The following is a 26,313-nucleotide window of genomic DNA, read 5'->3' on the forward strand; positions in this document are numbered from 1 at the left end:
CCGTCGAGGACCTGCTGGAGCACCCCGACGACGGAGGCCCGCTGCGCCTGTCGGGCCGCCCGCACGACGTGGCCCGGCTCGTCCACACCAGCGGCAGCACCGGCGCCCCCAAGGCCTGCGCGCAGACGTACGCCGCCATGGACGCCGCCTGGGCGGCCCGCCCGGCGGCGTGGCCGCCCGCGGTCAGGGAGCTGGCCTCCCGGCTCCAGCGCTACCTCGTGTTCGGCTCGCTGGCCAGCCAGGTCATGGTGGAGTACGGCATCCTCACGCTCGCCGCCGGCGGCACCATGGTCGTCGCCGACAAGCCGGTGTTCCCCGACGCGATCGTCGAGCACCGGGCGTCGGCCAGTGTCGTCACCGTGCCGCGGCTCTACCGGCTGGTCGCCGCGCAACGTGCCGCGCCGGCCGACCTGAGCAGCCTGCGCGCGCTCATGGTGTCCGGTTCGCCGGTGGAGGCGTCCCGGCTCCACGAGGCCCGCGAGGTGCTCGGCCCCGTCGTCTTCCACGGTTACGGGCAGACCGAGACCGGCATGATCTCCATGGCCACGCCGTCGGACGTTCCGCCCTCGGTCGGCTTCCCGCCCGACGTCGTGGACGTCGAGATCAGGGACCCGGACGGCGTGCCCGTTCCCGCCGGCACCGACGGCGAGCTGTACGTCCGCACACCTTCGCAGGCCTTCGGCTACTGGGCCGACCCGGCGGAGACGGCGGAGGTGTTCGCCGGCGGGTGGGTGCGCACGCGCGACCTCGGCCACTTCGACGAGGAGGGCCGCCTCTACCTGGTCGGGCGCACGCGGGACGTCATCATCGTCAACGCGAACCTCCACTACGCCGGCCCGATCGAGCGGGCCCTGGCCGCCTGCCCCGACATCGCGGAGGCGTACGTGGTCGGCGCCCCGGACGAGGACACCGGCGAGGCGGTGCACGCGTTCGTCATCCCGAGGGCGGGCCGCACCCCCGACTTCGGCGCGCTGCGCACCATGGTCAGGGAACGGCTCGGCGACGGGTGCGTGCCGGCGACCATCACCGTCATCGACGAGGTGCCGTCAGGGCCGAGCGGGAAACCGGCCAAACGCCTCCTCATCCCCGGCGGACCAGCCTGACGGCGTGCGGCACGAGGTCGCCGAGCCGTGCCGGTTCCTGATCAAGCGACTCTGACCGGCGTTCGGGGGTCAGGCGCGGAACGTGCGGCGGTACGTGTCCGGGGGTACGCCGATCGTGCGCTGGAAGTGGCGGCGCAGCGTCGCCGCCGTGCCCATGCCCGAGGCCGCGGCGATGGCGTCGACGCCCTCGTCGGTGGTCTCCAGGAGCTCCTGCGCGCGCCGGATGCGCTGCATCAGCAGCCACTGGAGCGGGGTGGTGCCGGCGACCGAGTGGAAGTGCCGGGTGAGGTGGCGTGAGCTCATGTTCGCCTGGCGGGCCAGGTCGTCCACGGTGAGCGGCTGGTCCAGGCGCCGCATCACCCAGGGGAACAGCTCGGCCAGCGGATGGCCGTCCTGGTCGGGCACGGGTGTGGCGACGAACTGGGCCTGGCCGCCGGCCCGGTGGGGCGGCACGACCAGGCGGCGGGCGACCACGTTGGCCACGGCCGAGCCGTGGTCGCGGCGTACCAGGTGCAGGCACAGGTCCATCGCCGCGGCCTTGCCCGCGGACGTGAGCACGCTGCCGTTGTCGACGTAGAGCACGTCGGGGTCGACCACCACGCGGGGGTGGCGGGCGGCCAGCTGCTCGGTGTGCGCCCAGTGCGTGGTGGCGCGCAGCCCGTCGAGCAGGCCGGCGGCGGCGAGCACGAACGCGCCCGTGCACAGGGAGACCACCCGCGCGCCCGCTTCGTGGGCGGCCCGCACCGCCTCGACCAGGTCGGCCGGCGGGTCCACGTCGACGTCGGCCAGGGCGGGCACGATCACGGTGGCGGACCGTGCCAGCCGGTCGAGCCCGCAGTCCGGCTCCAGCATGAACCGGTCGGCCCGGACGGTGTGCGTGCCGCACACCTTGACGTCGTACCAGGGGCCGGGGAGAACGGCGGGGGCCGAGCCGAAGACCTCGCAGGCCAGGGCCAGCTCGAAGTGGAGCATGCCGTCGGTGGCGGCGACCGCGACGGAGCGCGGGTCAGGAGTCATGTCGGTAATTGTACGGGTCATGTCGTTCCGGACACTAGCTTTGAGTGGCCCCCGGACGGGAGGATCTCCGTATCGCAAAGGTTCGAGCAGGTGGGAGCAGCAATGACGTCGGGTCGGAATGTGGCGGTGTTCGGTGCCTACGGGCACACCGGGCGGTTCGTGGTCGCCGAGTTGCGCGAGCGCGGGTACGCGCCGCTGCTCCTCGGCCGCGACCGGGACAAGCTGCTGGCGCTGGCGGCGGAGCCCGAGGTGAGGCAGGCGTCGGCCGACGACCCGGACTCCCTCGACCGCGCCCTGCGCGGCGCGGACGCCGTGATCAACTGCGCCGGGCCTTTCGCCCGGACCGCCGGCCCGCTGGTCGAGGCGGCGCTGCGGGCCGGCATCCCCTATGTCGACGTGGCGGCCGAGATCGAGGCGAACGTGGACACGTTCGCGCACTTCGCCGAGCCCGCCCGTGCCGTCGGCACCGTGGTGGTCCCGGCGATGGCCTTCTACGGCGGCCTCGGCGACCTGCTGGTGACCACGGCGATGGGCGACTGGACGGCCGCGGACGAGGTGCACGTGGCCTACGGCCTGAGCAGCTGGCATCCCACCGCGGGCACGGTCGCCTCCGGCGTGGTGTCGGGGCAGCGGCGGGGCGGCAGGCGCGTCCGCTTCACCGGCGGGCGGCTGGAGTACCACGACGACGCCCTGCCGACGCTGGAGTGGGACTTCCCGGCGCCGCTCGGTCTCCAGAGCGTCATCGGGGAGTTCACCATGGCCGACGTCGTCACGGTTCCCAGTCACCTGGCCGTTCCCGAGGTGCGGACGTACATGAGCGCCAACGCGGCCGCGGACCTGTCCGCTCCCGACGCCTCGGCGCCGACGGCCGTCGACGAGCGGGGCCGCAGCGCGCAGACCTTCCTCGTCGACGTCGTCGTCCGCTCCGGCGGCACCGAACGCCGCGTGGCCGCCACCGGTCAGGACATCTACGCCGTCAGCGCGCCGCTCGCCGTGGAGGCGGTCGACCGCATCCTCACCGGCCGGACCAAGGCGACGGGCGTGGTCTCCGCCGGCGCGGCCTTCGACGCGCCCGGCTTCCTCGACGCCCTGTCACCGCACGTGACGGTGCACGCCCCGCTCGGCTCACGCGACTGAGCGGCGGTGACCGGGAGCCGGCGTTCCGGCCGCCCGCAGGATCTTCGCCGTGTACGGGTTGAGCTCGACCGGCCGGTCCTCGCCCACGACCACCGTGCCGCCGAGGTGCACCATGCGGCGCCCGAAGGCGTAGTTGGGCTCCAGGACGAAGGTCATCCCTGGTTCGAGCACCATGTCGGCGAAGAGGGTGCCGCCCTCCGGCACGGGCGGGTAGTCCTCGGCGCCGGGGAGCCCGCCGACGTCGGTGCGGATGGCGCCCAGCGCGAGGCCAGGGTTGAGCGAGTGCACCGCGATGCTGTACACCGAACCGTCGGCCGCCAGGATCGGCTCGTGCACCGCTTCGACGAGCTCGCCGAACGTCCGCCCAGGGCGCAGGGCTTCGAGGCCCGCGTCGTAGGCGGCGCGGGCGACGGCCCCCGCGCGGTGGAAGTCCTCGTGCACCTCGCCGACGGCGATCGTCACCTGGTGCTGGGTGTGGCGTCCGCCGAAGTTGCAGAACACCTCCGCGTAGATCACGTCGCCCTCCAGCAGGACGCGCGGAGCCTTGGCCCGGTAGCCCCACTCCGGCGGGGCGGAGGCGACCTGGTCAGGGCCTGACCAGAAGTGCATGGCCGCGGGAAGCGTTCCCCGCCGGTATCCCTCGGACATGCCGGCCGCGTACACCTCGCTCTCGGAAACGCCGGGAGCGGCGGTCCCGACCATGGCGCGCACCATGGCGTCGCCGATGGCCGCGGAGTGGCGTACGAGGTCGAGCTCCTCCGGGCTCAGCCGGCTGACGAGCTGCGCGAACGCCACGTCGACCGGCGTGAACTCGGCCTGCGGGAAGCGCGACAGGACGGTGTCCCAGAGCCGGTAGGGCAGGATGCCCTCGGGGTGCCACGGCAGGTGCGGGCCGAGCCCCACGACGCCGATCCTCCCCTTCGCCAGCCCCAGCCCGCCGAGCGTCTCGGCGATCGCCGCGGAGTGCCGGGAACCGCGCAGGTTCCCGGGCGGGATCCACATGTCGTCGCGGCGGGACGACTCCAGGTGGTCCGCGATGAACAGCGGGCCGGGGAGCAGGCAGAGCGGATCGCCGGTCCGCGGGAAGACCACCGTCGTCCCCGGCCGGCCGTTGGTGAACCACGTGTCGTACGCCACCTGAGCCGGACCGGCGTCCTCGTGCTCGCCGAAGACGAGCAGCGCGTCGAGCCCTTCATGCTCCATGAACGCGCGTGCCAGCTCCCACCGCCGGTCCCGCTCGGCCGTCGAAAGGGTCGGGACGGTCATGCCGCGCTCCTCGGGAGCGTCGTGGACCCGGTTCGGGCGGGGGCGCCGCCCGCCGGGCTGCTTCGTCGTTGCCATGTCACCAACGGTGCGCGCCGGCGAGCGGCTGGAGAAGGCTCAACCCACCCAGGGACACGGAGTCCCCGTCTGGCGGCGGAGGTGGGCGCGGGGGAGCGTCATGACGTCCACACGCCGGTGCGCGCGGTGGTCCGGGCCCAGTCGGTGAAGTCGCGTGGCTCCCGGCCGAGCACTTGCCGCACGCCGTCGGAGAGATGGCCGGAGCGGTGGTTGCGGATCACCGCCAGCAGGTCGCGCACGGCCTCCGCCTCGACCTGGGACGCGCCCTGGCCGACCATCTCGATGACGAATTCCTCGGGTTCGAGCGCGGCGTACCCGATGGGCCGGCCGGTCACGGCGGACAGTTCGGCCGTGACCTGGGCGAGGGTGAGGGCGCGGGGGCCGGACAGCGAGTACGTCTCGCCCGTGTGCCTCTCGTCCAGCAGCGCGGCCACCATCACGTCGGCGACGTCCTCGGTGTCGATCCACGGCTCCGCGCCGTCGCCCGCGGGCAGCCGCAACTCGCCGGCCAGCACCTGCGCGTGCATGAAGTCCGTGCTGAAGTTCTGCATGAACCAGGAGGGCCGGACGATGGTCCAGCCGGCGCCGCTGTCCTTGACGGCGTTCTCCAGTTCGAGCTGGGCGTGGTAGACCTCGAACTCGCGGCCGGGGCTGCCGACGCCGCGCCCGGACAGCAGCACCACCCGGCGCAGTCCGCCGGCCGCGGCCTTCCTGACGAACCGCCCGGCCCGCGCGAGCCCCGGCGGGTCGTACGGCGGTGCCAGGTAGGCCGTGTCGATCCCGGCCTCCGTCGCGGGCCAGGTGCTCTCGTCGTACCAGTCGAAGCGCTGCTCGCTCGATCGCGAGGCGAGCCTGATCGGGACGCCGCGCGCCCGCAGCCGCTCGGCGACGTGGCGGCCGGTCTTGCCCGCGCCGCCCAGGATGAGGATCGGTGTTGTTGTCATGTGACGAGTTCACCGCGAAAGGGTGAGACAGACCATGGCTGTTCAGCGCATTTCCATGTCTGTGAATCTCACCTATGCTGGGGTCGTGGACGTGCTCGACGACCTGCTGGCCGGCGCCAGAGCCCGGGGCGGGGTCTTCAACCTGACGATCATGGACCCGCCGTGGGCGCTGCACATCGCCGACGAGGCGCCGCTCGCGCTCGCGTCCCTCATCCGCGGTTCTGCCTGGATCGTCCGCGACGGCCTCGCGCCCGTCCGGATGGAGGAACGCGACGTCGCCGTGCTGCGCGGCCCGGAGCCGTACATCGTGGGCGACGACCCCGCGACCGCGCCGCAACTGCGCATCCACCCGGGCGGACGCTGCGAACCTCTGCCGGGAGCCCCCGTCGACTACAGCGCGCGGCTCGGGGTCCGTACGCACGGCGCGCGTCCGGAGGGGGCCGCCATGGTGATCAGCGGCACCTACCCGCTGGAAGGAGACGTCGGCCGCCGCCTGCTCGCCGCCCTGCCGCCGGTGCTGGTGGTGCCGGCCGCCGACGTCGCCGGGCACGTCATGGACGTGGTGCTCGGCGAGGTCCAGCAGGACCAGCCGGGCCAGCAGAGCGTGCTCGACCGGTGGCTCGACCTGGCGCTGATCACCACGTTGCGCGCCTGGTTCGCCAGGCCGGAGTCGCAGGCGCCCGGCTGGTACCGCGCGCAGGGCGACCCCGTCGTCGGCCTCGCGCTGCGGCTGCTGCACGAGGATCCCGCGCATCCGTGGACCCTCGTCGGGCTGGCCGAACGCACCGGCGTCTCCCGCGCGAGCCTGTCGCGCCGGTTCACCGCCCTGGTCGGCGAGGCGCCGATCGCCTACCTGACCGGCTGGCGGATCACCCTGGCCGCCGACCTGCTGCGCGCGACGGACGACACCGTCGAGACGATCGCCCGCCGGGTCGGCTACGCGAACGCCTTCGCCCTGTCCGTCGCCTTCAAACGGCTGCGCGGCATCAGCCCCACGGCCCACCGGCGCCTGCAGGCGGCCTGACGGCCCTTCAGCCGGGATCCGCCGGCGGGGGGGCGCGGCGGGCCAGGGCTTCGCCTGCGGGCAGGCCGCCGACGAACGCCCTGAGGAAACCGAGGATCTGCTCGACGTCGCGGTCCTCGGCCGCGGCGTCGATCGACCGGTAGAGCCGCTCCTCGATCTCGGCGATCTCCCGTACGAGATCGTCGCCTTCCGCGGTCAGCGACAGGGCGATGTGGCGGCGGTCGTGGGCCGCCACGTCCCGCCTGACCAGGCCGATGCCGACCAGCCGGTCCACGAGCCTGCTCGGGCTGCTGCCGCTCTCGCAGACCAGTAGTTCGCCGAGGCCGTTGAGCGTCAGAGGGCCGCGCTCACCCAGGACCCGGATCACCTCGGCCTGGGAGGGGGTGATGCCGAGCGGGCGGAGGGCCTGGGCGAGCAGCCGGTTGCCCTCCCGCTGCGCGGCCAGGATCAGGTATCTGAGCTCCTCAGCGGGCCGCATGGGCCATCCCGCGGTCGGCGGCCGTCTCGGCCAGGAACGTCTCGACGGCCTGGGCGTAGGTCTCGGGGTGGGTGAAACGGAACATGTGCCCGGTCCTGTCCAGCACGACCTCGCGGGAGCCGGCGATGCCCGTACGCATGGTCTCGGCCGCCTGCTCGCCGATCAGCTCGTCGTGCGACGGCGTGATGATCAGGGTGGGGACACGTACGCGATCGAGCCGGTCGACGTAGTCGGCGGTGAGCGCCGCGCCGACGCGGGCCCCGAAGGACGCCGCCGGGGTGTGCTCCAGGAACAACCTGCGGCTGTCGGCCGCGCTCCAGGGCACCTGGCCCTCACGGTCGTGCGGGGAGGCCAGCCGGCGGGCGTGCGCGCGCAGTGCCAGCTGCCGGTAGAGGCCGCCGCGCAGCTTGCCCATGACCCGCATGGCGCTCCTCCAGACAGGGGAGGTGACGGGGTTCGCCGCGAAGCCGCCGGACATCACCAGGGCGCGCAGCCCGGCCGGCCTTCGCACGGCCAGCGCCAGCGCGATGTTCGCCCCGAACGAGTCGCCGACCAGCACGTAGTCGTCCAGGTCGGCGACGTGCGCGGCGGCGGCGTCGGCGTAGGCCTCCATGTCGGACACGCCTTCGGGAAGCCTGAAGGTGCGTCGCGGGCGGTGGGCCAGCGGGGTGAGCCGCGTCAGATCCCAGGGGGCTCCGGAGAAGCAGGGGATGAACACCAGCGTCGGTTGGTTCGTCATGCCAATAGATTACACGACATGTATGTCGTGTCAATTAATCTGGATTGTGCCCGTCGGGCCGGAAACCCGATTGATCGGTCCCGCGGCCGGTGCGACCATCCCAGGATGGAGGCAGAGGAGCTGCGGAAGATCGAGGCGAACGTCGACCTGGCCATCGAGCAACTCGCACCGCTCAGCGACATCGACTTCGGCCTCGACGCGGAGTCCGTCGCGTGGGTGGAGGGTTTCATCGAGCGTCAGCGTGCCCGCCCCGGCTTCGACCCGGAGCGGATCGACGGGCTGGTCGGCGTGCTCGGGTCGTTCCTGGGCGCCTGCCTGGTGGCCGCCACGGGCGGCCGCTGGCACCGGCACGACGGCGAGGCGTGGGGCGTGCTCCTTCCCGACGGCAGCACGGCCTTCCCTTTCACGAAGGTACGCAAGCAGTTCCGTGCCGGGCTCGAAGGCGGCGAGTCGATCTCCGGCTTCTACCGGGTCGCGGTCGGCTATTTCGCCACGGGGAAGATGCGGGAGGCCCGGAAGGCGACGTAGTTCCCCTGGAAAGAGCGCCGTTCAGCCGGGGGCGCGGGTGCGGAGGTGGTGGCGCTGAGCCTTGACGCGGTTGCCGCATCGGCTCATCGAGCACGGCCGCCGGCTGACGATGCCGGTCCTGGCCCTGTGGGGCTCCGTGGGCCTGCCTGCCCGGATGCCGGCCCTGGAGATCTGGCGTGAGTACGCCGACGACGTGACAGGCGCCGAGATTCCCGAATACGGCCATTTCATCCCCGAAGAGCGGCCGGAGGCCCTGCTGGCCCACCTCCTCGACTTCCTCGGCTGACAGGGCTCACCGGGAAGCGGGTCCGCTCACCGTCCCGGTTCGGGAGCGAGGGGAGGGCCGCCGGCGAGGTCGGCGGGGTCGCGCCAGGTGGCGAGGAACTCCTCCGCAAGCGCGCACGAGCCCGCGAACGGCCCGCCGGGATGCTCCAGCGCCTGCCCGGTGAACCGGGCGATGCGCTCCTCCACCAGGTCCCGCGCGGAGGCGGCGTCGGGCAACCGGCCGGCGCGTTCGGCGAGGTAGCCGATCGTCGCGCCGGCCCCGCAGACGAAGTCGGCCAGCGCCGCCACGTCGCGCTCCGCGAGGGTGCGCAGCCCGGCCCTGGTGTAGGGCACGTTCGCCGCCGGTGCGATCACGCGGGCGCGCACGCCGGCGGCGCGCCCGGCGCTCAGCGTGCCGGTCCGCGCTCCGGGCACCAGCACGTCCGCGGCCACCTCGTACAGCGCTTCGGCGGGCCGTACCGGCAGGCCGAGCAGGGTCACGCAGGCGTCGCCGTGCTCGGCGCGCACCTCCTCGAGCGCGGCGACGTCCAGCCCGGCGGGGTCGCTCACGCAGCCGTGCAGCGTCGAGAGGGCGACGAGCCGCGCACCTCGCCGCGCGGCCTCCCGTACGACGGCGCCGCCCACCTTGCCGAACCCCTCCACCGCGAACGTGCGCCCGGCCAGCCCGCCGAGCGCGCTCTGCGCGGCGACCACCACGCCGAGGCCCGTCACCATCGTGTCCACCAGCTCGCCGCCGACCTCCTGGTGCATCACCGAGCCGGTACGGTGACCGGGCAGCGAGGCGAAGTCCCGCGCATGCGTGCCCAGGTCCGAGGCCGTGACGAAAGTGCCCTTCTCGACCATCGGGGTGATCTCCTCGCAGTAGCGGGCCAGGACGGCCGCACGGTCCTCTGGCCGGGCCCGCAGCACCGCCTTGGCCCCGCCGATCCGCTCGCCGAGCAGGGCCAGCTTGTACGTCATCGCCCGCGCCAGCAGCCCGGCCTCGCCAGGGGTGACGTCAGGGGCCAGCCGGGTGCCGCCCGCGCTCGTCGGGCAGTCGAGGTCGAAGGCGATGTATCCGTCCGTCAGGTCCACGATCCTCATGCGCGCTCCTCACGTCGTACGTTCGGCGCCGGCCGGGCGATGGCCGCGCCTGCCGACCAATCTCGACGCCGATCGCCCGAATGTCCACCTTCGTCATTGGAAGCCCCGGAACGCGGTTGTGGCGCCGATCACATCCGCTGTGTGGATTCGTCCACAGTTGATCCCCGAGAGTCTCCGTAATGTCCCTCTCACCGGATCACACCGACACGGGGGAGGAACCCGAAATGCGTAAGACCTTCGCAATCGCCGCTCTTGCCGGTTCAATGGCCGTCACCGGCCTCGCCCTGAGCCCGGCCGCCGCCCAGGCGAGCACGCACTCCACGACGACCTGGGGCAAGTTCTTCTCCAGCGACGGCAAGGCGTACACGTTCGGCAAGACGTGGAAGAACCACGGCAAGGTCTTCACGAAGTGGTACGGGGTGGACAAGGTCGGTGGCAAGAAGGGCTGGGTCTGGTTCGAGGTGTACCAGAACGGCCACTGGACCAGGTTCAACAAGGCGTGGGACGGCAAGGTCGCGGGCGCCTGGAGCGGCCGGGGGATCAAGAAGGTGTACACGTTCACCTGCTGGGCCGGCAAGTTCGACAACTGCGGCAAGAAGTACCGCATCTACTGAGTGACCGGTCGCGGGGGAGTGAATCGGGCGCCATAGGAATCTCCTATGGCGCCCGTCGCTATTTCGTCTTTGCCTCTCGTTCTTTTCCGGACGTAGCGTGAAACAGCTGAACGAGATGCACGCCGCGGAAATCGCGGATCGTGCACGCCGGATTTTTCATCGACGAGAGGACCGACGGCATGACCGTGGTCGAAAGACAGACGGCAACACCAGAACTCGCGGGGAAGCGGGCCCTCGTCACGGGCGGCACCCGCGGGATCGGCGCGGGCGTCGTACGCCACCTTCTTGACGCGGGCGCCGAGGTGCTCACCACCGCCAGGTCGGCGGCGAGCACGGCGCCGGAGGGGGCGGCGTTCGTGGCGGCCGACGTGCGGAGCCAGGCCGGGGCGCGAACGCTCGCCGAGGCCGCGCAGGACCTGCTCGGCGGCGTGGACATCGTGGTGCACAACGTGGGCGGGGCGCAGCCGTACGAGGGCAGTGCGGCCATCCCCGACGAGGAGTGGCAGGACGCGCTCGACCTGAACTACCTGGCGTCGGTGCGGCTGGACGCGCTGCTGACGCCGGGGATGCGGGAACGGGGCTGGGGAAGGATCGTGCACATCTCCTCGGCGGCCGTCCTGTCGCCGGAGGTGACGATGTTCCTGCACTACGCGGCGGCCAAGGCGGCGCTGGTGACCTACAGCAGGGGGCTGGCCCTCGAACTGGCCCCGTTCGGGGTCCGGGTCAACACCGTGTCACCCGGCAGGGTCGACACCCCCGGCGGTGTGGAGACGCGGCAGCGATGGGCGGAGGTGGCCACGCGCATGGGCATCGCGCCGGAGGAGAGCGACGCCGAAGACGTCACCGTGCCAGTGGGACGCGACGGCCGGCCGGAGGACATCGCCGACGCCGTGCTTTTCCTCGTTTCCGAACGGGCAAGCTGGCTGACCGGAAGAAATCTCATCATCGACGGCGGCGAATTCCCCATGGGCTGAACGCCGCTATTTCTCCTTCCCGCGCATGCAGGGCGGCATGAAAGGTCACACTGAAATGGAATTGCAGGGAAAGACCGCGCTGGTCACCGGCGGCACGTCCGGCATCGGGCTGGCGACCGCCCGGTTGCTGGCCCGCGCGGGCGCCGAGGTCGTCATCGCCGGCCGCGACGTCCAGCGCGGCAAGAACGCCGCGCACTCCGCGCAGGAGGACGGCGCGGTCCGCTTCGTCGCCGCCGACATGGCCGACCTCGGCTCGGTCGCCGAACTGGGCCGGCGGAGCGGTCCGGCCGACATCATCGTCAACAACGCCGGCGCCTTCCCTTCCTCGCTCACCGTCGAGCAGAGCCTGGAGGGGTACGAATACCTCTTCGACGCCCACGTGCGTGGTGCCTACTTCCTGGTCGCCGCGCTCGTGCCGTACATGCTGGACAAGGGGGAGGGCAGCATCGTCAACGTCACCTCGCTGGCGGCGACCAGAGGCTTCGCCGGGGCCTCCGTCTACGGCGCGTCCAAGGCCGCGCTGGCCTCGCTGACCCGCACGTGGGCGGTGGAGTTCGCCGGCGGCGGCGTCCGCGTCAACGCCGTCTCTCCGGGCCCGACCCGTACCGAAGGGGTGCTGGCCGAATATGGCCCTGAGGGCAACGAGGGGGTGGCCAAGGCGCTGGGCCTCCAGCGCACGGCCGATCCGCGCGAGATCGCCGAGGCGATCTACTTCCTGTCCTCTCCTCGCGCCGCCTACATCACCGGCACCACGCTCCAGGTCGACGCCGGCGGCGCCGTCATCTAGCGGGCGCGCCCGCCGGTGCCGGCGTAGGGGACCGGTGCCAGGTCTCCTGGCGCAGCAGTTCGAGCAGGGCGAGCTCCGCCGGGCCCGCGCCGTGGCGGAGCCCGGCGATGACGGGCTGTGACACGGCCGGCGACACCCGGCGCGTGAGGTGCTCGTAGTCCTGGGGCACCGCGGTGGCCGGGACGAGCGTGATCCCCAGCCCGTGGGCGGCCCAGCGGATGGCGGTGCCGGTCTGGGACACGCGGGCGACCGTGGCGGGGGCCAGCTCGTTGTCGCGCAGCACGTCCTGCATCACGCAGTCGAGCGTGCTGTCGCGGTCGAAGCGCACCCAGGGCTCCGCACCCAGATCGCGCAGCTCGACCCGGTCCTCGGCGAGCAGCCGGTGCCCGGCGCCCAGCACCACGACGAACTCCTCGTCGCCGAGATGGTGGGCGACGGCGTTGCCCTCGTCGCACGTCGCGGCCACCAGGACGAGGTCCAGCACGCCCCGGCGCCCCAGCCGCTCCATCTCGGCGGGGTTGGGCTCCTCGAAGACGGTGACCTCCAGCCGCGGGAAGCGGTGGCGCAACTCGCTCAGCGCGCTCGGCAACTGCCGCGTGCCGAGTCCCATCTGCGCGGCGACCAGCAGCTCGCCCACCAGCTCGTCGGCGCCGGCCCGCGCCGTCGCCCTGGCCCGCCGTGCCGCGTTGACGGCGACCTCCGCCTCCCGCAGGAACGCGCGGCCGACCACGGTGGGCACCAGCCCGCTCGGCGTGCGGGTGAACAGTTGCACGCCGAGCTCCCGCTCCAGGCCGCGGATCTGCTGGGATACCGACGGTTGAGCGACGCGCAGCAGCTCGGCCGCCGCCGTCACCGAGCCCTCCTCGGCGACCGCCAGGGCGTACTCGTACTGACGAAGGCTCATCGGCGTCCGTACCCTCCGTGCGATGGATCGCGGCCCACCCCGCTGTAATCGTGTAATCAGAGGTTACAGCACGGGCGGATGCGACAGATCGCCCGCCGCTTGACATCGGCGACACCATGAGCGGTCAGGAGACCGGCATGCGGTCCTCGTCGCCCCCGCCCCCACTCCCTCGGCCGGTGACCGCCTCGACCAGCGCCAGGAGCAGGTTTCCCCCGAGCCGGCAGACCATCTCGGCCTCGGATCTCACGAGCTCGTTCCTGATTGCCGCCGTGGTCGAGAACTTCTTCGCGACCTCCAGGATGGCCAGCCGGTCGTCCTCCTCGATGTGATGCCCCGGCCGTGACGACCTGGAGGCGTCCGGGTTGTCGGTGAGGATGCGGTAGAAGGGTGCGGGGTCACTCCTGTCCATGAAGACCTCCTGGCGTGGTTGGCTCCGACGCTAGGAAGGGTTCGCACCGCAGGTCCATGAACGGTCCGTGGCGGGCACCTGACGACAGGCCGCAGAAACCTGCCCGATCCGCCCCGTGATCCTGGGCACCTGACGATCTCGATATCTAGGCTGGAGCCCCGCTCGCATCGGCTACCCGCCGGTCGCCGCTGTAGTCGTGGAGAAGGGACATCCTGCCACCGGTGACCGTCCATGTCGCGGTTGTCGACCCTCTGCCTATGTATCGCCAGGGGGTTGCCGCCGTCCTGTCCACGGCGGGGTACGTGGTCGAGTCCCCGGCCGACCTGCTGGCATGGGTGCGCCAGGAGCGGCGCGGCGTGGTGCTGCTGACCCTCGTACGCGAGCAGGACTGGGAACTGCTCGGACGGTTACGCGACACGGGCGGCGCGCACGGCGTGATCGTGCTGCTCGTGGAGGAGTCCGCCGTGCTCGGGACGCGGGCGGTACGAGCGGGCGCCCGGTCCGTGCTGCCGCGCGAGGTGACGGCGACGGCGTTGCGGCGCACGGTGGAGGCGACGTTCGACGGGCAGGCGGTGCTGCCCGCGGAGGTGGTCACCGCGCTGGTCACCGGGGTGCACCAGGACGGGACGAGCCCGGGAACGCTCAGCCCGCACCAGCTCTCGTGGTTGCGCCAGCTCGCCGGGGGCGCGACGGTGGCCGAGCTCGCCGGCCGGGCCGGCTACTCGGAGCGTGCCATGTTCCGGCTGCTCCAGGCGCTCTACCGGGAGATGGGCGTCACGACGCGGATCCAGGCGATCGTCCGGGCGCAGGAACGGGGCTGGCTCGCCGCCGTGCCGGACCGGACCGAGACCGCCGAGGACGGCCTCAGGAACGTCCGGCGCTGATCCCGCCCGCCGCGGGCGTCCGGGGCCGGGCCCGCCTGCCACGGTCGCGGGTGTCCGGGGCCGGGCCCACGGTCGTGCGATCACGATCCGATGATCCGCGCCTGCGTCGCGGCGAGAACGTCGATGACCGGTCGCAGCAGTCCGGGCGGCCGGGCATGACGGTCCATCCGGTCGAGCAGGAAGATCCACTGGTCGACCAGGCCGGGCGTCGCCTCCCTGACCTTCAGGGGGTCCCAGTGCCGATGACAGTCCGCCACCCCCTCGAAGATGTTCATCCGCAGTGGCAGCAGGTCGCGGGGGGCCTCCGGGTCGCCGCCACACCCCCTGACGGAAAAGTCACGTTCATGCCACCGCGGACCGGGCACCGCCGCGTCGTTCTGTCGGTCCTCCCGTTCACACTCGTCCTCAACACTTCTCATCGAGGAGGCACCATGGCGAGGGGCTCCAGGAAGAGGCGCGGCAGGCGGAGAAGGAGAAGAGAGGCGGCGGTGACGGCGACGTGTCTGCTGGGCGTCGTCATCGTGTGGTTCGCCGTCAATCACCCGGTCTGGGCGGCGGGGATCGCCGGCCTGCTCGCCGTGCTGTTCGCCGGCGGGCTCGTCCTCCGGCACCGCATGATCCAGGCGGACAGGGAACGGTTCCTGGCCGGCAACGCCGAGCTGGAGAAGGTCGATCGTCTGCCGGGTCCGGCGTTCGAGCATCTCGTCGCCGAGCGGATGATCGCCGACGGGTTCCGCCAGGTGCGCGAATGCGGCCGCGGCGGCGACGGCGGGGTGGACATCACGGCCGTCGCTCCTGGACACGGCCGGTACGCCGTCCAGTGCAAGCGTTACAGCAGGACGGTGGGCGCGCCCGAGGTGCGCAACTTCCTCGGCGCGCTGGCCAACACCTTCGCCGGCCACACGGGAGTGCTGGTCACCTCCGGCCGCCTCACCAAACAGGCCAGAGCCGAGGCCTTAGGCGCGCGGCAGCCGCTGATCCTGGTCGAACGCGACCGCCTGGCCGACTGGCTGCTCGGCACGGTCACCCTGCTGCCCGCGCGCTCGGCCCGCATGCCGGCCGAAGACGAAGCCAGGTGAGTCCTCGCGCCCCACCCCTGGCCCTGGGTGAGGGTGAGCGGGGTCGTGACGTGCGGGTTCCACCTGAGCCCGCTCGCCGCGAGCGGGCGCTCCACCTAGCCGATCGCCGGGTTCCACCCGGGTCAGCGGGGGCGTTCGACGCGGGTGGGGTTGCCGCGGACGAGTTCGTCGTGGACGCGCCGGCGGGCGGTGGTGAGGGCCCGCTCCGCCGCCTCGTCGCCGTGTTCGATGCGCTCGCGCAGCAGCCGCAGGGCGATGCGGCGGTTGAGGCTGAACCGGCGTTCGGTGTCGACCACGACGACGGTCCCCGTCGGACGGTGGGTCGCGCGTACGGCCGTGCTGGCCTTGTTGCGGTGCTGGCCGCCGGGGCCTCCGGTGCGGCACGCGACGATGTCGACCTCCGCCTCGTCGAACGTCGTGCGCGGGGCGTCGACCTGGCAGGGCTGCGCGATGACGTACCAGTTCTTGCGGCCGGTGCTGGATCGGTACGGGCTGGGGGCCTGCCAGCACAGGGTTCCGGTCCACGAGGCGGCGAACGGCTCGGCGCCGTCACCCGCGATGCGTACGAGGGCCGATCGGTACGTGCCGGGCCGGTCGCCGGGAACGGTGTGAGCCCGGCGGGTTTCGAGGCCGTGCCGGGCGGCGTCGCCCTCCAGGCGGCGCAGCAGGTGGGCCAGGGCCCAGGCGCACTCCTGCGGGCCGCGCCCGGCGGACAGGAGCAGGTGGACGCTCATGGCCGGCCCCGCTTGCGGCGCCGGTCCTTCCGGGGCGTGGACCCGAGGTCGGCCGTCTTGTACGTGACCAGCGGGATCGTGGTGGTGATCGGCGTGGCCAGGTCATGGTCCACGAGGTCGGCGATGACCTGCTCGATGCGCTTGTAGGCCGTGGGCGCCTCCTCGAAGAGCAGCTGGCGGTCGCCGCACACCACCAGCGACCCCACCGGTGTGCGGCGCAGCTCCTCGACGGTGTGCTTGGCCCGGCCCCGGCGCAGCGCGTCGGCCCGCGACATCTTGCGGCCCGCGCCGTGCGCCACGGAATGGCCGGCGTCCGGCCCGGCGTGGCCGGCCACGAGGTAGGAAGGGGTGCCTCGTGTGCCGGCGATGAGCACGTCGCGGCCGTCGCCCGGCGCCGCCCCCTTGCGGTGCAGGTAGGTCCCGTCGCGGACCTCGACCAGGTTGTGACACTGGTCGACGATCGGCTCGGTGGGCTCGGCTCCCAGGGCATGGGCGACCCGGGCGGCCAGCAGCCGCCGGTTGAGCGACCCCCACCGTACGGCCTCGTCATGCCTGGCCAGGTAGCCGGTGGGATCAGGGGTGGGACCCGCGCCGTGCACCTCGGTGTGCGCCCGCAGGATCCGCTCGCCCAGCCCCCGGGACCCACTGTGGACGATGAGCACCAGGTCACCGGCCTCCAGCCCGAGCCGGCTCGCGTGGCCGGGCTCGAAGACGGTCCCGATCTTCGCCAGCTCGACGAAGTGGTTGCCCCGCCCGACCGTCCCGAGGCCCTCGACGTGGCCGGCGGGAATGTCGCCCTTCAGCACGTCCCAGGCGGGATCGCCGGCATCGCGCTCGGGGTCCAGCGCACGATCGAGGTCGGGGAAGCGGGCCGCCAGTTTCTCGGGTACGGCCCGCTTGAGCTTGACGGGGAACACGGCGATGCCGCAGCCGATGTCGGAGCCCACCAGGAACGGGTAGACGAGGGACGCGGTCATCGCGGCGCCGATGGGGGCGCCCTTGCCGGGGTGCAGGTCCGGCATGGCGGCGACGTGCAGCATGCCGTCGAGGGCGGCCACCTGGTGGCACTGCGCGACGGCATCGGACTCGATCCAGCTCGTGGAGGAGGCGAACACCGTCACGGTGGCCGCCCCCATGGCAGGAGGTTGTTCGGACAAGACGCTCTCTTCGCTGAAAAAGGGGAGTCGGGCAGGCGGCATCACGGCGCGAGTCGGGCGCCGTGGCGTCTGGGGGAGTGGGGTGCGGTCCGTCAGAGCATCATGAGGACCACGTTCCCCGATCCCCGCTCAGCGGGGCAAACGATTTTCGCCGTCCCTTCGGAGGCGACCAGAGGTAGGTAGAACGTTCGGTATTGACAAGGTGCCGTCGCGAGTTGCAGGCTGAGCAAGACAGAACATTCTGTCTCGTATGCCAACTTCCGCAGAAGGATCACCCATGAGCTCCATCACCGCTTCGCCCGGCATCTCAGGAACCGCGTTCACCCTGCGGCGGCTGTACTTCGCCCGGTTCGCGTTCGCCATCGTCTGGGCGCTCGTGATGTTCACCACCGCCGCGAACCTGGGCCCGCTCGCGGTCACCCTGCTCGTGCTCTACCCGCTGTTCGACGTGGCCGCCGCCGTCATCGACGCCCGCGCGTCGCGCGCCACCGGATCACCCGCCCTGCTGTACGTCAACATCGCGGTCAGCCTGATCACCGCCGTCGGCGTGGCCATCGCCTGCACGTCCGGCATCCCGGCGGTGCTGCGCGTGTGGGGCGCCTGGGCGGTCGTGGCCGGGGCGGTCCAGTTGAGCGTGGGCGTCACCCGCCGCGGGATGGGCGGCCAGTGGCCGATGATCATCAGTGGCGGCATCTCCGTGCTCGCCGGCACGTCGTTCATCCTCGGCGCCTCCGCCCCCGACCCGACGCTGACCAACGCGGCCGGCTACGCCGTCCCCGGCGGCATCTTCTTCCTCGTCTCGGCCATTCGCCTCGGCCGCGCCGCCAGGGGAAACTGACCAGGGCACGTCCGGCCCGGCCGACCCGCCGTACGTCGCGATCTTGTATTCGACAGCCGTGAGGGAGAGGGTCAGCTCACGGATCCGGCGCCGGATGATGTCGCGATGTTCGACCAGCACGTCAAGCCGCTCGGGCACCGTGTGCTCCCCGGCGTCGACGAGCGAGATGTAGTGCCGCAGGTCACGCATCGGCATGCCGGACAACCGCATCCGGGTGAGGAACACCAGCCGCCGCACCACCGCGGCGTCGTACACGCGATGACCGCTGCCGTCGCGGGCCACCTCGACCAGCCCGGTGCGCTCGTAGTAGCGCAGCGTGTGCGGCGTGATGTCGAGGAGGCCGGCGACCTCGGCGATCGTCATCGTCTCGGGCAGGTCGGTCAGGTCGGCGAGGCGGTGGATCGCCTCGGCCGACAGCGGACCGTCATCCCCGAGCGCTTCGAGCGCTCTGGCCATCAGATCGTCGGTGGTCATGAGCCCGGAGCCTGGACGGGTCGTACCGATGCGGGGACGCCCTCGAAGTCGGCGCTGCGGGCGGTCTCGGCCCACCGCTCGACCTCGTCCAGGCCGCGCCGGTAGGCGCGCGAGATGCGGCTCGGCCGCCTCGCGTCCGAGCGGCAGCCGCAGCGGCACCTCGTCGCCGTGCACGAGGGACACGATGATCCCGGCCGCCCGCACCGGGTCACCCTCCTGACGGCCGTCGACCCCGGCCATGTCCGCACGGACGTCGGCGAGCACGTCACGGTAGGTCGCGGACGGCTCGACGAACTCCATTACGTCGCCGCTGTGGAAACCGGTCCTGAACCGGCTGGGCTCGACGATCATCACGCGGATCCCGAACGGGGCGACCTCTCCCGCCAGGGCCTCGGACCAGCCCTCGAGGGCGAACTTCGACGCGGAGTACGCCGCCACCCCGGGGAACGACGTCCGCCCACCCTGGCTGCTCATCTGCACGATCGTCCCGGAGCCCCGCTCACGCATCGCGGGCAGCGCCGCGCGTACGAGCGCCGCGGGGCCGAACAGGTGCACGTCCATCAGCTCGCGCAGCCGCGCGTCACTGACCTCCTCGACCGCTCCGACCACGGCCCGGCCGGCGTTGTTGACCAGCACATCGAGCCGGCCGAAGCGGTCAAGGGTGTCGCGTACGAGGGGCGCGGCCGCGGCGACGTCCCGGGCGTCGAACGTCGCGACCAGGCAGTGGTCCGGGTGGCCGGCCTTCAGATCGGCCACACTCTCGGGCCGGCGCACCGCCGCGACCACACGGTCGCCGGCCGCGAGCGCCGACTCGGCCAGTGCGCGCCCGAAACCGCGGGACGCGCCGGTGATGATCCAGGTCTTTGTCGTCATGGCGGGGACGTTATGCCTTCGAGCGCGCTCGAACGCAAGACCGGCCGAACACCCTGTCATGCGCGGCGGCGGCATCTGTGGTCTCATGTCGTGAGCATCAATCGATTGAAGGGATTTCTGTGCGTACACGCAAGCTGGCGACCCTCCTGACCGGCGCGGCCGTCGCCGCCTCCACCACGATGGTGCTGGGCGCCGCCCCGGCAAGCGCGGCCGGACCCTGCGGCAGCAGCTACAGCCGGGTCGGCGTCTACGCCGTCAACGACAAGACGAACGGGAGCCGCACGGGCACGCTGGAGGTGTACTACAGCTCCAGCTCCGGCAAGAACTGCGCCCTGACCTACGGCTACGGCAAGTACGCCAACACCAAGAGCTGGAAGGGGGTCATCATCTCGCGAGGCGACGGCAGCGGGAAGGACTCGGACGCCGGCGAGTTCACGCACTACGCCGGCCCGGTGTACGTCTCCGCGCCCAACCAGTGCATCGACGTCGAAGCGATCATTCCGGCCTGGAACTCGCGCAAGCTCAACAACGTGCACTGCGGCTGACCTCGTCGCGACGACGTGGGCGCGGACCCGCCCACCGTCTCGGTACTGTGACGTCGTATGACCGGCACCGAGATCGAGATCACCGCGGGCCTGGTCCGCGACCTGCTGCGGGAGCAACACCCGGACCTCGCGGGGCTGGCCGTCCGCGAGGTGGCGGGCGGCTGGGGCAACCAGATGTGGCGCCTCGGGGACGAACTGGCCGTACGCATGCAACGGATGGACCCCACCCCCGAGCTCCAGTTCAAGGAGCGGCGGTGGCTGCCCGTGCTGGCCCCGCGCCTGCCGCTCGCGGTGCCGACCCCGGTGCGGTTCGGCGAACCGTCCGAGCGCTTCCCCAAGCACTGGACCGTGATGACGTGGGTCCCCGGCGAGCCGCTTGACCACGGCTCGATCAGCCGCGGCGCCCACGCGGCCGACACGCTGGCGGGCTTCCTCAGGGCGCTCCATGTGCAGGCGCCGGCCGAGGCGCCGCCGAGTGCGGACTTCGGCGCTCACCCCAAGAGGTGCACGGACGGCTTCGAACAGTCCTTGCAGGCCCTTGACCCGGACGTCGTGGGCGACGCCGGAGCCGTCCGGGCCGTTTGGGCCGATGCCGTCGCGGCCCCCGAGTGGGAGGGCCCGCCGGTGTGGGTGCACGGCGACCTCCATCCCGCGAACGTCGTCGTCTCGGACGGGACGCTCTCGGGCGTGATCGATTTCGGTGCCCTCTTCGCCGGCGATCCCGCGTGGGACCTCGCCGCCGCGTGGGTGCTGCTCCCCGCAGGCACGGCTTCGCGGTTCTTCGACCTGTACGCGCATGCGGACGAGGCGGCGATCCGGCGCGCCCGCGGGCTGGCCGCCATGAAGAGCCTCTTCCTGATGCTCATGGGGCAGAACGGAGATCGGGGCCTTCCCGGTGGCAAGCCGCACTGGGGACCGGCAGGCCGGGCGGCCCTTGACCGTGTGCTGCAGGACGTTCAGCGCACGGAGGGCGCACACTCGGGAACGTCGTCCCGCAACCCCAGCCGGCCCTCATAGACGGCCACCTTGCGGGTGATCAGTTCGAGGCACTGGCCGAGCTCGTGCATCTGGGCGAGCACCCGTCCCCGATGTTCGCGCAGCACCTCCAGCCGTTCGGCCTCGTTGCCCTGGCCCGCCCTGACGAGCTCGGTGTAGCGCCGGATGTCGGTCAGGGGCATGCCGGAGGCTCTCAGCCGGATGCACACGCCCAGCCAGTCGACGTCGTCCTCGCTGTAGACCCGGTGTCCCGAGGTTCCCCGTCGTACCGGCTGGGCCAGCAGCCCCTCCCGCTCGTAGAACCGGAGCGTGTGCACGCTGAGCCCGGTGCGTTCGGCGACCTGGCCGATGCTCAAACCTGCCATGCGGCCCAGTTTGACCTAGAGTCCGCTCTAGATTCTACGGTTCCCAACCATGAAATATCGCATTCTCGGCGGCACCGGTATCGAGGTCAGCACCCATTGCCTCGGCACCATGATGTTCGGCTCGGCCGGCAACCCCGACCACGATGACAGCATCCGCATCATCCACACCGCCCTCGACCACGGGATCAACGTCGTCGACACCGCCGACATGTACTCGGCGGGCGAATCCGAGGAGATCGTGGGCAAGGCGCTGCAGGGCAGGCGGGACGAGGTGGTGCTGGCGACGAAGGTGCACTTCCCGATGGGGGAGGGGCCCAACCGCGGCGGCAACTCGCGGCGTTGGATCATGCGTGAGGTCGAGGCGAGCCTCAAGCGGCTGCGGACCGACTGGATCGATCTCTACCAGATCCACCGCCCCGACCACCGCACCGACATCGAGGAAACGCTCTCCGCACTGACCGACCTCGTACGGCAGGGCAAGATCCGGGCCTTCGGCAGCTCGGCCTTCCCCGCGCACGAGACGGTCGAGGCCTACCACGTGGCCCGGCAGCGCGGCCTGTACCGGTTCCGCACCGAGCAGCCGCCCTACAACATCCTGGCCCGCGGCATCGAAGGAGACGTCCTTCCCACGGCACAGCGGCTCGGCATGGGCGTCCTCACCTACAGCCCGCTGGGCTGGGGGTTCCTGACCGGCCGTTACCGCAAGGGGCAGCAGGCCGACATGTCGCGGGGCCGCGCCGCGAGCGCTCCGGAACGGTTCGACCCGTCCATTCCGGTCAACGCGGCCAAGCTGGAGGTGGTCGAGGAGCTGGTGAAGCTGGCGGACGAGCTCGGCTGCACCCTGCCGGCGCTGGCCGTCGCCTTCGTCGCGTCACACCCGGCGATCACCTCGGTCATCCTCGGCCCGCGCACGATGGAGCAGCTGGACGACCTGCTGAAGGGCTCCTCGCTGGTGCTCGACGACGCCGTGCTCGACCGGATCGACGAGCTCGTGCCGCCCGGCACCAACGTCTACCACCCCGTCGGTCTCTGGAGCCCCGCGCCCCTGACCGACCCCGCGCTGCGCCGCCGCCCGCTCGCCGACCGCGCCGCGAGCTGACCCGCAGGCGGTCAACGGCGGGGCAGGAAGAGGGCGGGCACGAGCGACAGCAGCATGATGGCGCCGGCCCAGAGGTAGCTGTCCTGGAAGGACGCGGCCAGCGCGGGGGCGGCCGAGGGAGGCAGGCCGAACGCCTGGTCGAGGCCGTCGGTGCCGGGCAGCCGGGTGGCGAGGGAGCGGCCGAGTGCGGCGGTGATGATCGCGGTGCCGGTGGCCGAGCCGACCTGCTGGATGATCACCAGGCCGGTGCCGGCCGCCGGGGCCTCCGCGTGGGACAGCCCGCGGGTGCCCGCTGCGGTGGCGGGCATGATGGTCATGCTCACTCCCATGCCGATCACGACCGTGGCGGCGATGATCGTCCAGTACGGCGTGTCGGCGGCCAGCTGCCAGGCGAGCACGAGGAGACCCGACGGCGCCAGCACCGTGCCGAGGGCGACGATCCGGCCGGGCGGGATCCGGTCCACGAGGCGGGTGGCGACCTGCATGATGATGCCCGTGGCCAGCACCTGCGGGACGCCGAGCAGGCCGGCGGCGGCCGGGTCCTGGCCGCGTACGAGCTGGTAGTAGAGCGGGAGCAGCACCATCGAGCCGAAGTAGGCTCCGGCGACCACCACCAGCGTCCCCGCGGACGCCGCGAGCCGGCGCCTGGCGAACAACCGGAGCTGCAGCAGCGGCTCGGCCGCCGTCAGGGCCCGCAGCACGAATCCGGCGATCAGCACGGCCCCGAGCGCCATCCTCAGGAAGTGCCCGGCGGCGCAGCACGATCGTCATGCCCACCGGTATCAGCAGCCCACCGCCGAGCTCCTGCAGCACCCGGAACCCGACCAGCGACCAGGAGTTCCAAAGGCCCGCTCCAGCTGGGAGGTCATGCCGCGACCCGTAGTGAGCGCAGGGCTCCCGACCACGCGACGACCTCGTCCAGCATGTGGGCCAGCGCCTCCTGCTGGTGCGGGGACGGGCTGACCGAGCCCGGTGCGGACTGGGAGGAGCGTCGGTGGCAGGCAGACCACGGGGCGGCACCGCGGAGAAACGTCAGGCGATCCTGAACGGCGCGAGCACGGTGTTCGCCAGGGACGGCTACGTCCGCTCCAGCATCGAGTCCATCGCCAAAGAGGCCGGCGTCTCGACACGCACGATCTACAACCACTTCACCGACAAGGCCTCCCTGTTCCAGGCGGTGATCCAGGAGAGCGCCGGCCGGGTCCGGGCCCGGCACAGCGATTTGATCGACCGTCACCTGCGCAAGGTCACCGACCTCGAGGCCGATCTGGTGGACTTCGCCCTGGCCTTCGTCGCCGGGAACGACGAGGACGCGGGACACTTCGCCCTGATCCGCCAGATCCGCGCCGAGTCCGAGCACATTCCGCGCCCCGCCGTCGAGGCCTGGCTGCGGGCCGGGCTGCTGCGCGTCCGCAGCGAGCTGGCCGCCCGGCTCGCCTCCCTGCCGGGGCTGCGCCTGGACGACGCCGAGGTGGCCGCGCTGCACCTCATGGCCCTGGTCGCCCAGGACCCCGCGCACCTCGACCCGCTTCCTCCCGAGCAGGCCCGCGCGCACGCCGAGGCGGCCGTACGCGCCTTCCTGCGCGGTTACGCCGCCTGAGAGCCCGTACGGACCCGATGGAACGCTGTTACGGCGTACCGGGAAACCACCATCACCAGCACGAACGCGCCCGGCGGGAGAGCAGTTTCCCGCCGGGCGCATCGTTCTCACCCGATCAGGAGGGCTGACGTCCGGCGGCCGACGGACGGTAGGCGTCGTTGACGTCCACGGGGGCCGCGCCGCCCGCGGTGCCGCCGCCGGGGATGTAGATCGTGCCGCCCACCGCGACGGCGGCGGTCCCGTGCCGGGGCACCGGCATCGGCGCCAGGCGCACCCAGCGGTCGCGCGCCGTGTCGTACGCCTCGGTCTCGGAGAAGACCGTGTTCGGGTTCGTCCCGTCGTGCCGTCCCTCGCCGCCGAACGTGTAGATCTTGTTGCCCACGGCCGCGGTCGCGATGCCGCCCCGGGCCGTCGGCATCGGCGCCCGCTCCGACCAGCGGCGCGAGCGCAGGTCGAGTGCGTACACGGTGTCGCGCACGTTGACCTGCCCCCGGTCGCGGCCGCCGAGCACGTAGAAGGTCCCGCCGATGATGGCGCCGCCGACGTGGTCGCGCGCCTGCGGCAGGTTCGGCAGGCTCTCCCACCGGCCGGTCACGACGTCGTACGACGACACGAGGTCCACCGTGTCCTGCAGGCCGCCGGCGCCGGGCGTCAGCGTGCGCATGCCGCCCGCGAGATAGATTTTCGTCCCGCGTACGCCCATGGCGGCGCTGCCCCGCTCGATGCCGGCGGGCATCGGCGGCAGGGACGTCCACCGGTCGGTACGCGGGTCGTACACGAAGCTGTCACGCAGGGCCTGCCACGACGCGCCACCGGACAGCCCGCCGAGCACGTAGATCCGGCCGTTGACCGTCGCCACATTGGGATGGTTCATCACGACGGGCAGCGGGGCCGCCTCCGACCAGGTGTCGCGCCGGGTGTCGTAGACCTCCATCCGCCCGGTGGTGACGACACCGCCGGCCGGGTCGGGGACGATGCCGCCGAGGACGTAGACCCGGTGACCGAGCGCGGCGACGCTGTGCTCCTGACGGGGCCCGCCGCCGATGGCCGCCCGCGCCCGCCACCCCTTTCCATAGGTCGGGTCGGCCGCCGCAGGCGTCGCGGCAGGTGTCGTGGGCGCCGGGTGGCTGGGGTGCGCGTGCGCCGGCAGGCTGGGGCCGGCCGCCAGGACCGCGCCGACGAGTAGGGCGATACCGCGTCTCATGATTCTCCTTGCCATCGTTGGTTCGGGAACTTCGGTGGTCCGGGGAGTGCAGCTCCCCATCACGCTCGCCCGGAACCCGCCCGACCGGCCAGGGCTGAGTTCACCCAGGGGTTGTCATCCCCTGGCTACGACCGCCCGCCAGGGGTCACGATGGAGAGGTGAACCTCCGCGAACTCGCCGCGTTCCTGAAGACCCGCCGCGCCCGCGTCCGGCCGGCCGACGTCGGCCTGCCCGCCGGTACCCGGCGCCGGGTGCCCGGGTTGCGCCGGGAGGAGGTCGCGCAGCTCGCGGGCTTGTCGGCGGACTACTACACCGAGCTGGAACGCGGGCGCGGCGCCCAGCCGTCGGCCCAGACGCTGGCCGCGCTCGCCCGCGCGCTGCGGCTGGAGGGCGACGAGCGCGACCATCTGTTCCACCTCGCGGGTCGGCCCGTCCCGGCGGCGCACGGCCCGACCGCGCACGTCCAGCCGGCCATGCTGGCCATGCTGGACCGGCTCGCCACGACACCCGCGATGATCATCACCGACCTGCACGAGACCCTCGCACAGAACGACCTGGGCGCCGCGCTGATCGGCCGGCATCCGATGAGGCAGGGTCCGAAGGCGAGCTACGTCTACCGCTGGTTCACCGACCCCGCCGCCCGCGCGCTGTACCCGCCGGACGAGCACCCGCACCATTCCCGGGTCTTCGTGTCCGACCTGCGGGCGGTCGCCGCCCGGCGCGGCCGCGACGCCCACGTGACGCGGATGGTGGCGGCGCTGCGGCGGCGCAGCGCCGAGTTCGCCGCCCTGTGGGACGCCCATGACGTGGCGCTGCGCAGGGCCGACCACAAGCGCCTGGTCCACCCGGCGCTGGGGATCATCGAGGTGGACTGCCACAGCCTGTTCAGCGAGGACGGCCGCCAGCGCCTGCTGTGGTTCACCGCGCCGCCCGGCAGCCATGGCGCGGCCCAGCTGGAGTTGCTGTCCGTCATAGGCACCCAGGACATGAGCCTCGGCGCGACGGACGCGAGCCTCAGCGGCCCCGACGTGGGCGCGGCGGAGGCGCCGGCCGGATGATCGGCGGCCACGTTGCCGGCACGAACGCCGGTGTGAGCGG

At 72.3% G+C, this 26,313-nt stretch carries 30 protein-coding genes; 15 read left to right on the plus strand and 15 right to left on the minus strand.

Going from position 1 to position 26,313, the window contains the following annotated elements; genetic code table 11:
• A partial coding sequence (locus tag E1295_RS19825; protein WP_132631818.1) for a class I adenylate-forming enzyme family protein occupies positions 1–1,103 on the plus strand: 1,103 nt, incomplete at its 5' end.
• Between the two features lie 69 nt (positions 1,104–1,172).
• Here the strand turns inward: E1295_RS19825 and E1295_RS19830 are convergent.
• A complete protein-coding gene (locus E1295_RS19830) occupies positions 1,173–2,120 on the minus strand; it encodes a helix-turn-helix domain-containing protein (RefSeq protein ID WP_132631819.1) in 948 nt (315 codons plus the stop codon).
• Between the two features lie 102 nt (positions 2,121–2,222).
• Here E1295_RS19830 and E1295_RS19835 point away from each other — a divergent pair, with 102 nt between their 5' ends.
• Positions 2,223–3,257: a saccharopine dehydrogenase family protein gene (locus E1295_RS19835; protein WP_132631820.1), complete on the plus strand. Its 1,035-nt coding sequence runs from the start codon at positions 2,223–2,225 to the stop codon at positions 3,255–3,257.
• Here the strand turns inward: E1295_RS19835 and E1295_RS19840 are convergent.
• Together E1295_RS19840 and E1295_RS19845 are read right to left on the minus strand one after the other, a co-directional pair.
• Positions 3,246–4,598, minus strand: coding sequence for a M24 family metallopeptidase (locus tag E1295_RS19840; protein WP_132631821.1), 1,353 nt, complete (start codon positions 4,596–4,598; stop codon positions 3,246–3,248). The two genes, E1295_RS19835 and E1295_RS19840, sit on opposite strands and share 12 nt — an antisense overlap.
• A 98-nt stretch (positions 4,599–4,696) precedes the next feature.
• A complete protein-coding gene (locus E1295_RS19845; RefSeq protein WP_132631822.1) occupies positions 4,697–5,542 on the minus strand; it encodes an NAD(P)H-binding protein in 846 nt (281 codons plus the stop codon).
• An 85-nt stretch (positions 5,543–5,627) separates the two neighbouring features.
• On the opposite strand from E1295_RS19845, the gene E1295_RS19850 reads away from it, so the two are divergent.
• Positions 5,628–6,566, plus strand: coding sequence for an AraC family transcriptional regulator (locus tag E1295_RS19850; protein WP_132631823.1), 939 nt, complete (start codon positions 5,628–5,630; stop codon positions 6,564–6,566).
• 7 nt (positions 6,567–6,573) lie between these two features.
• On the opposite strand, the gene E1295_RS19855 is transcribed toward E1295_RS19850, so the two are convergent.
• The gene (locus E1295_RS19855; protein WP_132631824.1) at positions 6,574–7,044 is read right to left on the minus strand and encodes a MarR family winged helix-turn-helix transcriptional regulator; all 471 of its coding nucleotides are present in this window, start codon (positions 7,042–7,044) and stop codon (positions 6,574–6,576) included.
• Positions 7,031–7,783, minus strand: coding sequence for an alpha/beta fold hydrolase (locus tag E1295_RS19860; RefSeq protein WP_132631825.1), 753 nt, complete (start codon positions 7,781–7,783; stop codon positions 7,031–7,033). Before E1295_RS19860 ends, E1295_RS19855 begins: the two co-directional genes overlap by 14 nt.
• 105 nt (positions 7,784–7,888) lie before the next feature.
• Here E1295_RS19860 and E1295_RS19865 point away from each other — a divergent pair, with 105 nt between their 5' ends.
• Positions 7,889–8,311, plus strand: a complete 423-nt coding sequence (locus E1295_RS19865) for a hypothetical protein (protein WP_132631826.1) — start codon at positions 7,889–7,891, stop codon at positions 8,309–8,311.
• Between the two features lie 70 nt (positions 8,312–8,381).
• Positions 8,382–8,597, plus strand: coding sequence for an alpha/beta fold hydrolase (locus tag E1295_RS51020; RefSeq protein ID WP_246080154.1), 216 nt, complete (start codon positions 8,382–8,384; stop codon positions 8,595–8,597).
• Positions 8,598–8,623: 26 nt separating this feature from the next.
• Here E1295_RS51020 and E1295_RS19875 read toward each other — a convergent pair whose 3' ends face one another.
• Positions 8,624–9,679, minus strand: a complete 1,056-nt coding sequence (locus tag E1295_RS19875) for a Glu/Leu/Phe/Val dehydrogenase dimerization domain-containing protein (RefSeq protein ID WP_132631827.1) — start codon at positions 9,677–9,679, stop codon at positions 8,624–8,626.
• A 224-nt stretch (positions 9,680–9,903) separates the two neighbouring features.
• On the opposite strand from E1295_RS19875, the gene E1295_RS19880 reads away from it, so the two are divergent.
• From E1295_RS19880 to E1295_RS19890, 3 genes are all read left to right on the plus strand, one after another.
• A complete protein-coding gene (locus E1295_RS19880; RefSeq protein WP_246080149.1) occupies positions 9,904–10,293 on the plus strand; it encodes a hypothetical protein in 390 nt (129 codons plus the stop codon).
• 179 nt (positions 10,294–10,472) lie between these two features.
• Complete coding sequence (locus E1295_RS19885; RefSeq protein WP_132631829.1) at positions 10,473–11,267, plus strand: SDR family oxidoreductase; 795 nt, start codon at positions 10,473–10,475, stop codon at positions 11,265–11,267.
• Between the two features lie 55 nt (positions 11,268–11,322).
• Positions 11,323–12,054, plus strand: a complete 732-nt coding sequence (locus E1295_RS19890) for an SDR family NAD(P)-dependent oxidoreductase (protein ID WP_132631830.1) — start codon at positions 11,323–11,325, stop codon at positions 12,052–12,054.
• Here the strand turns inward: E1295_RS19890 and E1295_RS19895 are convergent.
• Entirely contained in the window at positions 12,047–12,958 is a 912-nt protein-coding gene (locus E1295_RS19895) for a LysR family transcriptional regulator (RefSeq protein WP_132631831.1), read from the minus strand. The two genes, E1295_RS19890 and E1295_RS19895, sit on opposite strands and share 8 nt — an antisense overlap.
• Positions 12,959–13,082: 124 nt before the next feature.
• Positions 13,083–13,367 carry a hypothetical protein gene (locus tag E1295_RS19900; RefSeq protein ID WP_132631832.1) on the minus strand — a complete coding sequence of 95 codons (285 nt, stop codon included), beginning with the start codon at positions 13,365–13,367 and terminating at the stop codon, positions 13,083–13,085.
• 257 nt (positions 13,368–13,624) lie between these two features.
• Between E1295_RS19900 and E1295_RS19905 the strand changes: the two genes are divergently transcribed.
• Positions 13,625–14,251 (plus strand): response regulator transcription factor, encoded by a 627-nt coding sequence (locus E1295_RS19905; RefSeq protein WP_181958015.1) that lies wholly within the window; start codon positions 13,625–13,627, stop codon positions 14,249–14,251.
• 80 nt (positions 14,252–14,331) lie between these two features.
• Here the strand turns inward: E1295_RS19905 and E1295_RS48785 are convergent, their stop codons facing one another.
• Positions 14,332–14,670 (minus strand): hypothetical protein, encoded by a 339-nt coding sequence (locus E1295_RS48785; RefSeq protein ID WP_166427311.1) that lies wholly within the window; start codon positions 14,668–14,670, stop codon positions 14,332–14,334.
• Positions 14,671–14,739: 69 nt separating this feature from the next.
• Between E1295_RS48785 and E1295_RS48790 the strand changes: the two genes are divergently transcribed.
• Complete coding sequence (locus tag E1295_RS48790; protein ID WP_166427312.1) at positions 14,740–15,330, plus strand: restriction endonuclease; 591 nt, start codon at positions 14,740–14,742, stop codon at positions 15,328–15,330.
• A 122-nt stretch (positions 15,331–15,452) separates the two neighbouring features.
• On the opposite strand, the gene prfH is transcribed toward E1295_RS48790, so the two are convergent.
• The 3 genes from prfH to E1295_RS50190 form a co-directional block, all read right to left on the minus strand.
• Positions 15,453–16,064 (minus strand): peptide chain release factor H, encoded by a 612-nt coding sequence (prfH, locus tag E1295_RS19915; protein ID WP_132631834.1) that lies wholly within the window; start codon positions 16,062–16,064, stop codon positions 15,453–15,455.
• Positions 16,061–17,200, minus strand: a complete 1,140-nt coding sequence (locus E1295_RS19920; protein WP_132631835.1) for an RNA ligase RtcB family protein — start codon at positions 17,198–17,200, stop codon at positions 16,061–16,063. Before E1295_RS19920 ends, prfH begins: the two co-directional genes overlap by 4 nt.
• Positions 17,201–17,714: 514 nt before the next feature.
• Positions 17,715–19,406, minus strand: coding sequence for an SDR family NAD(P)-dependent oxidoreductase (locus tag E1295_RS50190; protein ID WP_220448801.1), 1,692 nt, complete (start codon positions 19,404–19,406; stop codon positions 17,715–17,717).
• Positions 19,407–19,525: 119 nt separating this feature from the next.
• Here E1295_RS50190 and E1295_RS19940 point away from each other — a divergent pair, with 119 nt between their 5' ends.
• Both E1295_RS19940 and E1295_RS19945 read left to right on the plus strand, forming a co-directional pair.
• Positions 19,526–19,951, plus strand: a complete 426-nt coding sequence (locus E1295_RS19940; protein ID WP_132631837.1) for a hypothetical protein — start codon at positions 19,526–19,528, stop codon at positions 19,949–19,951.
• 57 nt (positions 19,952–20,008) lie between these two features.
• Complete coding sequence (locus E1295_RS19945) at positions 20,009–20,968, plus strand: aminoglycoside phosphotransferase family protein (protein WP_132631838.1); 960 nt, start codon at positions 20,009–20,011, stop codon at positions 20,966–20,968.
• On the opposite strand, the gene E1295_RS19950 is transcribed toward E1295_RS19945, so the two are convergent.
• Positions 20,908–21,312 (minus strand): MerR family transcriptional regulator, encoded by a 405-nt coding sequence (locus E1295_RS19950; RefSeq protein WP_132631839.1) that lies wholly within the window; start codon positions 21,310–21,312, stop codon positions 20,908–20,910. The two genes, E1295_RS19945 and E1295_RS19950, sit on opposite strands and share 61 nt — an antisense overlap.
• Positions 21,313–21,361: 49 nt before the next feature.
• Here E1295_RS19950 and E1295_RS19955 point away from each other — a divergent pair, with 49 nt between their 5' ends.
• Positions 21,362–22,411 carry an aldo/keto reductase gene (locus tag E1295_RS19955; RefSeq protein ID WP_132631840.1) on the plus strand — a complete coding sequence of 350 codons (1,050 nt, stop codon included), beginning with the start codon at positions 21,362–21,364 and terminating at the stop codon, positions 22,409–22,411.
• An 11-nt stretch (positions 22,412–22,422) separates the two neighbouring features.
• Here the strand turns inward: E1295_RS19955 and E1295_RS19960 are convergent, their stop codons facing one another.
• On the minus strand, positions 22,423–23,145 hold the full coding sequence (locus E1295_RS19960) for an MFS transporter (protein WP_132631841.1): 723 nt from the start codon (positions 23,143–23,145) through the stop codon (positions 22,423–22,425).
• A 260-nt stretch (positions 23,146–23,405) separates the two neighbouring features.
• Between E1295_RS19960 and E1295_RS19965 the strand changes: the two genes are divergently transcribed.
• The gene (locus tag E1295_RS19965) at positions 23,406–24,011 is read left to right on the plus strand and encodes a TetR/AcrR family transcriptional regulator (protein WP_132631842.1); all 606 of its coding nucleotides are present in this window, start codon (positions 23,406–23,408) and stop codon (positions 24,009–24,011) included.
• A 115-nt stretch (positions 24,012–24,126) separates the two neighbouring features.
• Here the strand turns inward: E1295_RS19965 and E1295_RS19970 are convergent, their stop codons facing one another.
• A complete protein-coding gene (locus tag E1295_RS19970; protein ID WP_132631843.1) occupies positions 24,127–25,215 on the minus strand; it encodes a Kelch repeat-containing protein in 1,089 nt (362 codons plus the stop codon).
• Between the two features lie 158 nt (positions 25,216–25,373).
• Between E1295_RS19970 and E1295_RS19975 the strand changes: the two genes are divergently transcribed.
• Complete coding sequence (locus E1295_RS19975) at positions 25,374–26,273, plus strand: helix-turn-helix transcriptional regulator (protein ID WP_132631844.1); 900 nt, start codon at positions 25,374–25,376, stop codon at positions 26,271–26,273.
• The last annotated feature ends 40 nt before the right edge of the window (positions 26,274–26,313 follow it).

Origin of the sequence: Nonomuraea mesophila (genome assembly GCF_004352805.1) — a bacterium.
Lineage (GTDB): Bacteria > Actinomycetota > Actinomycetes > Streptosporangiales > Streptosporangiaceae > Nonomuraea > Nonomuraea longispora.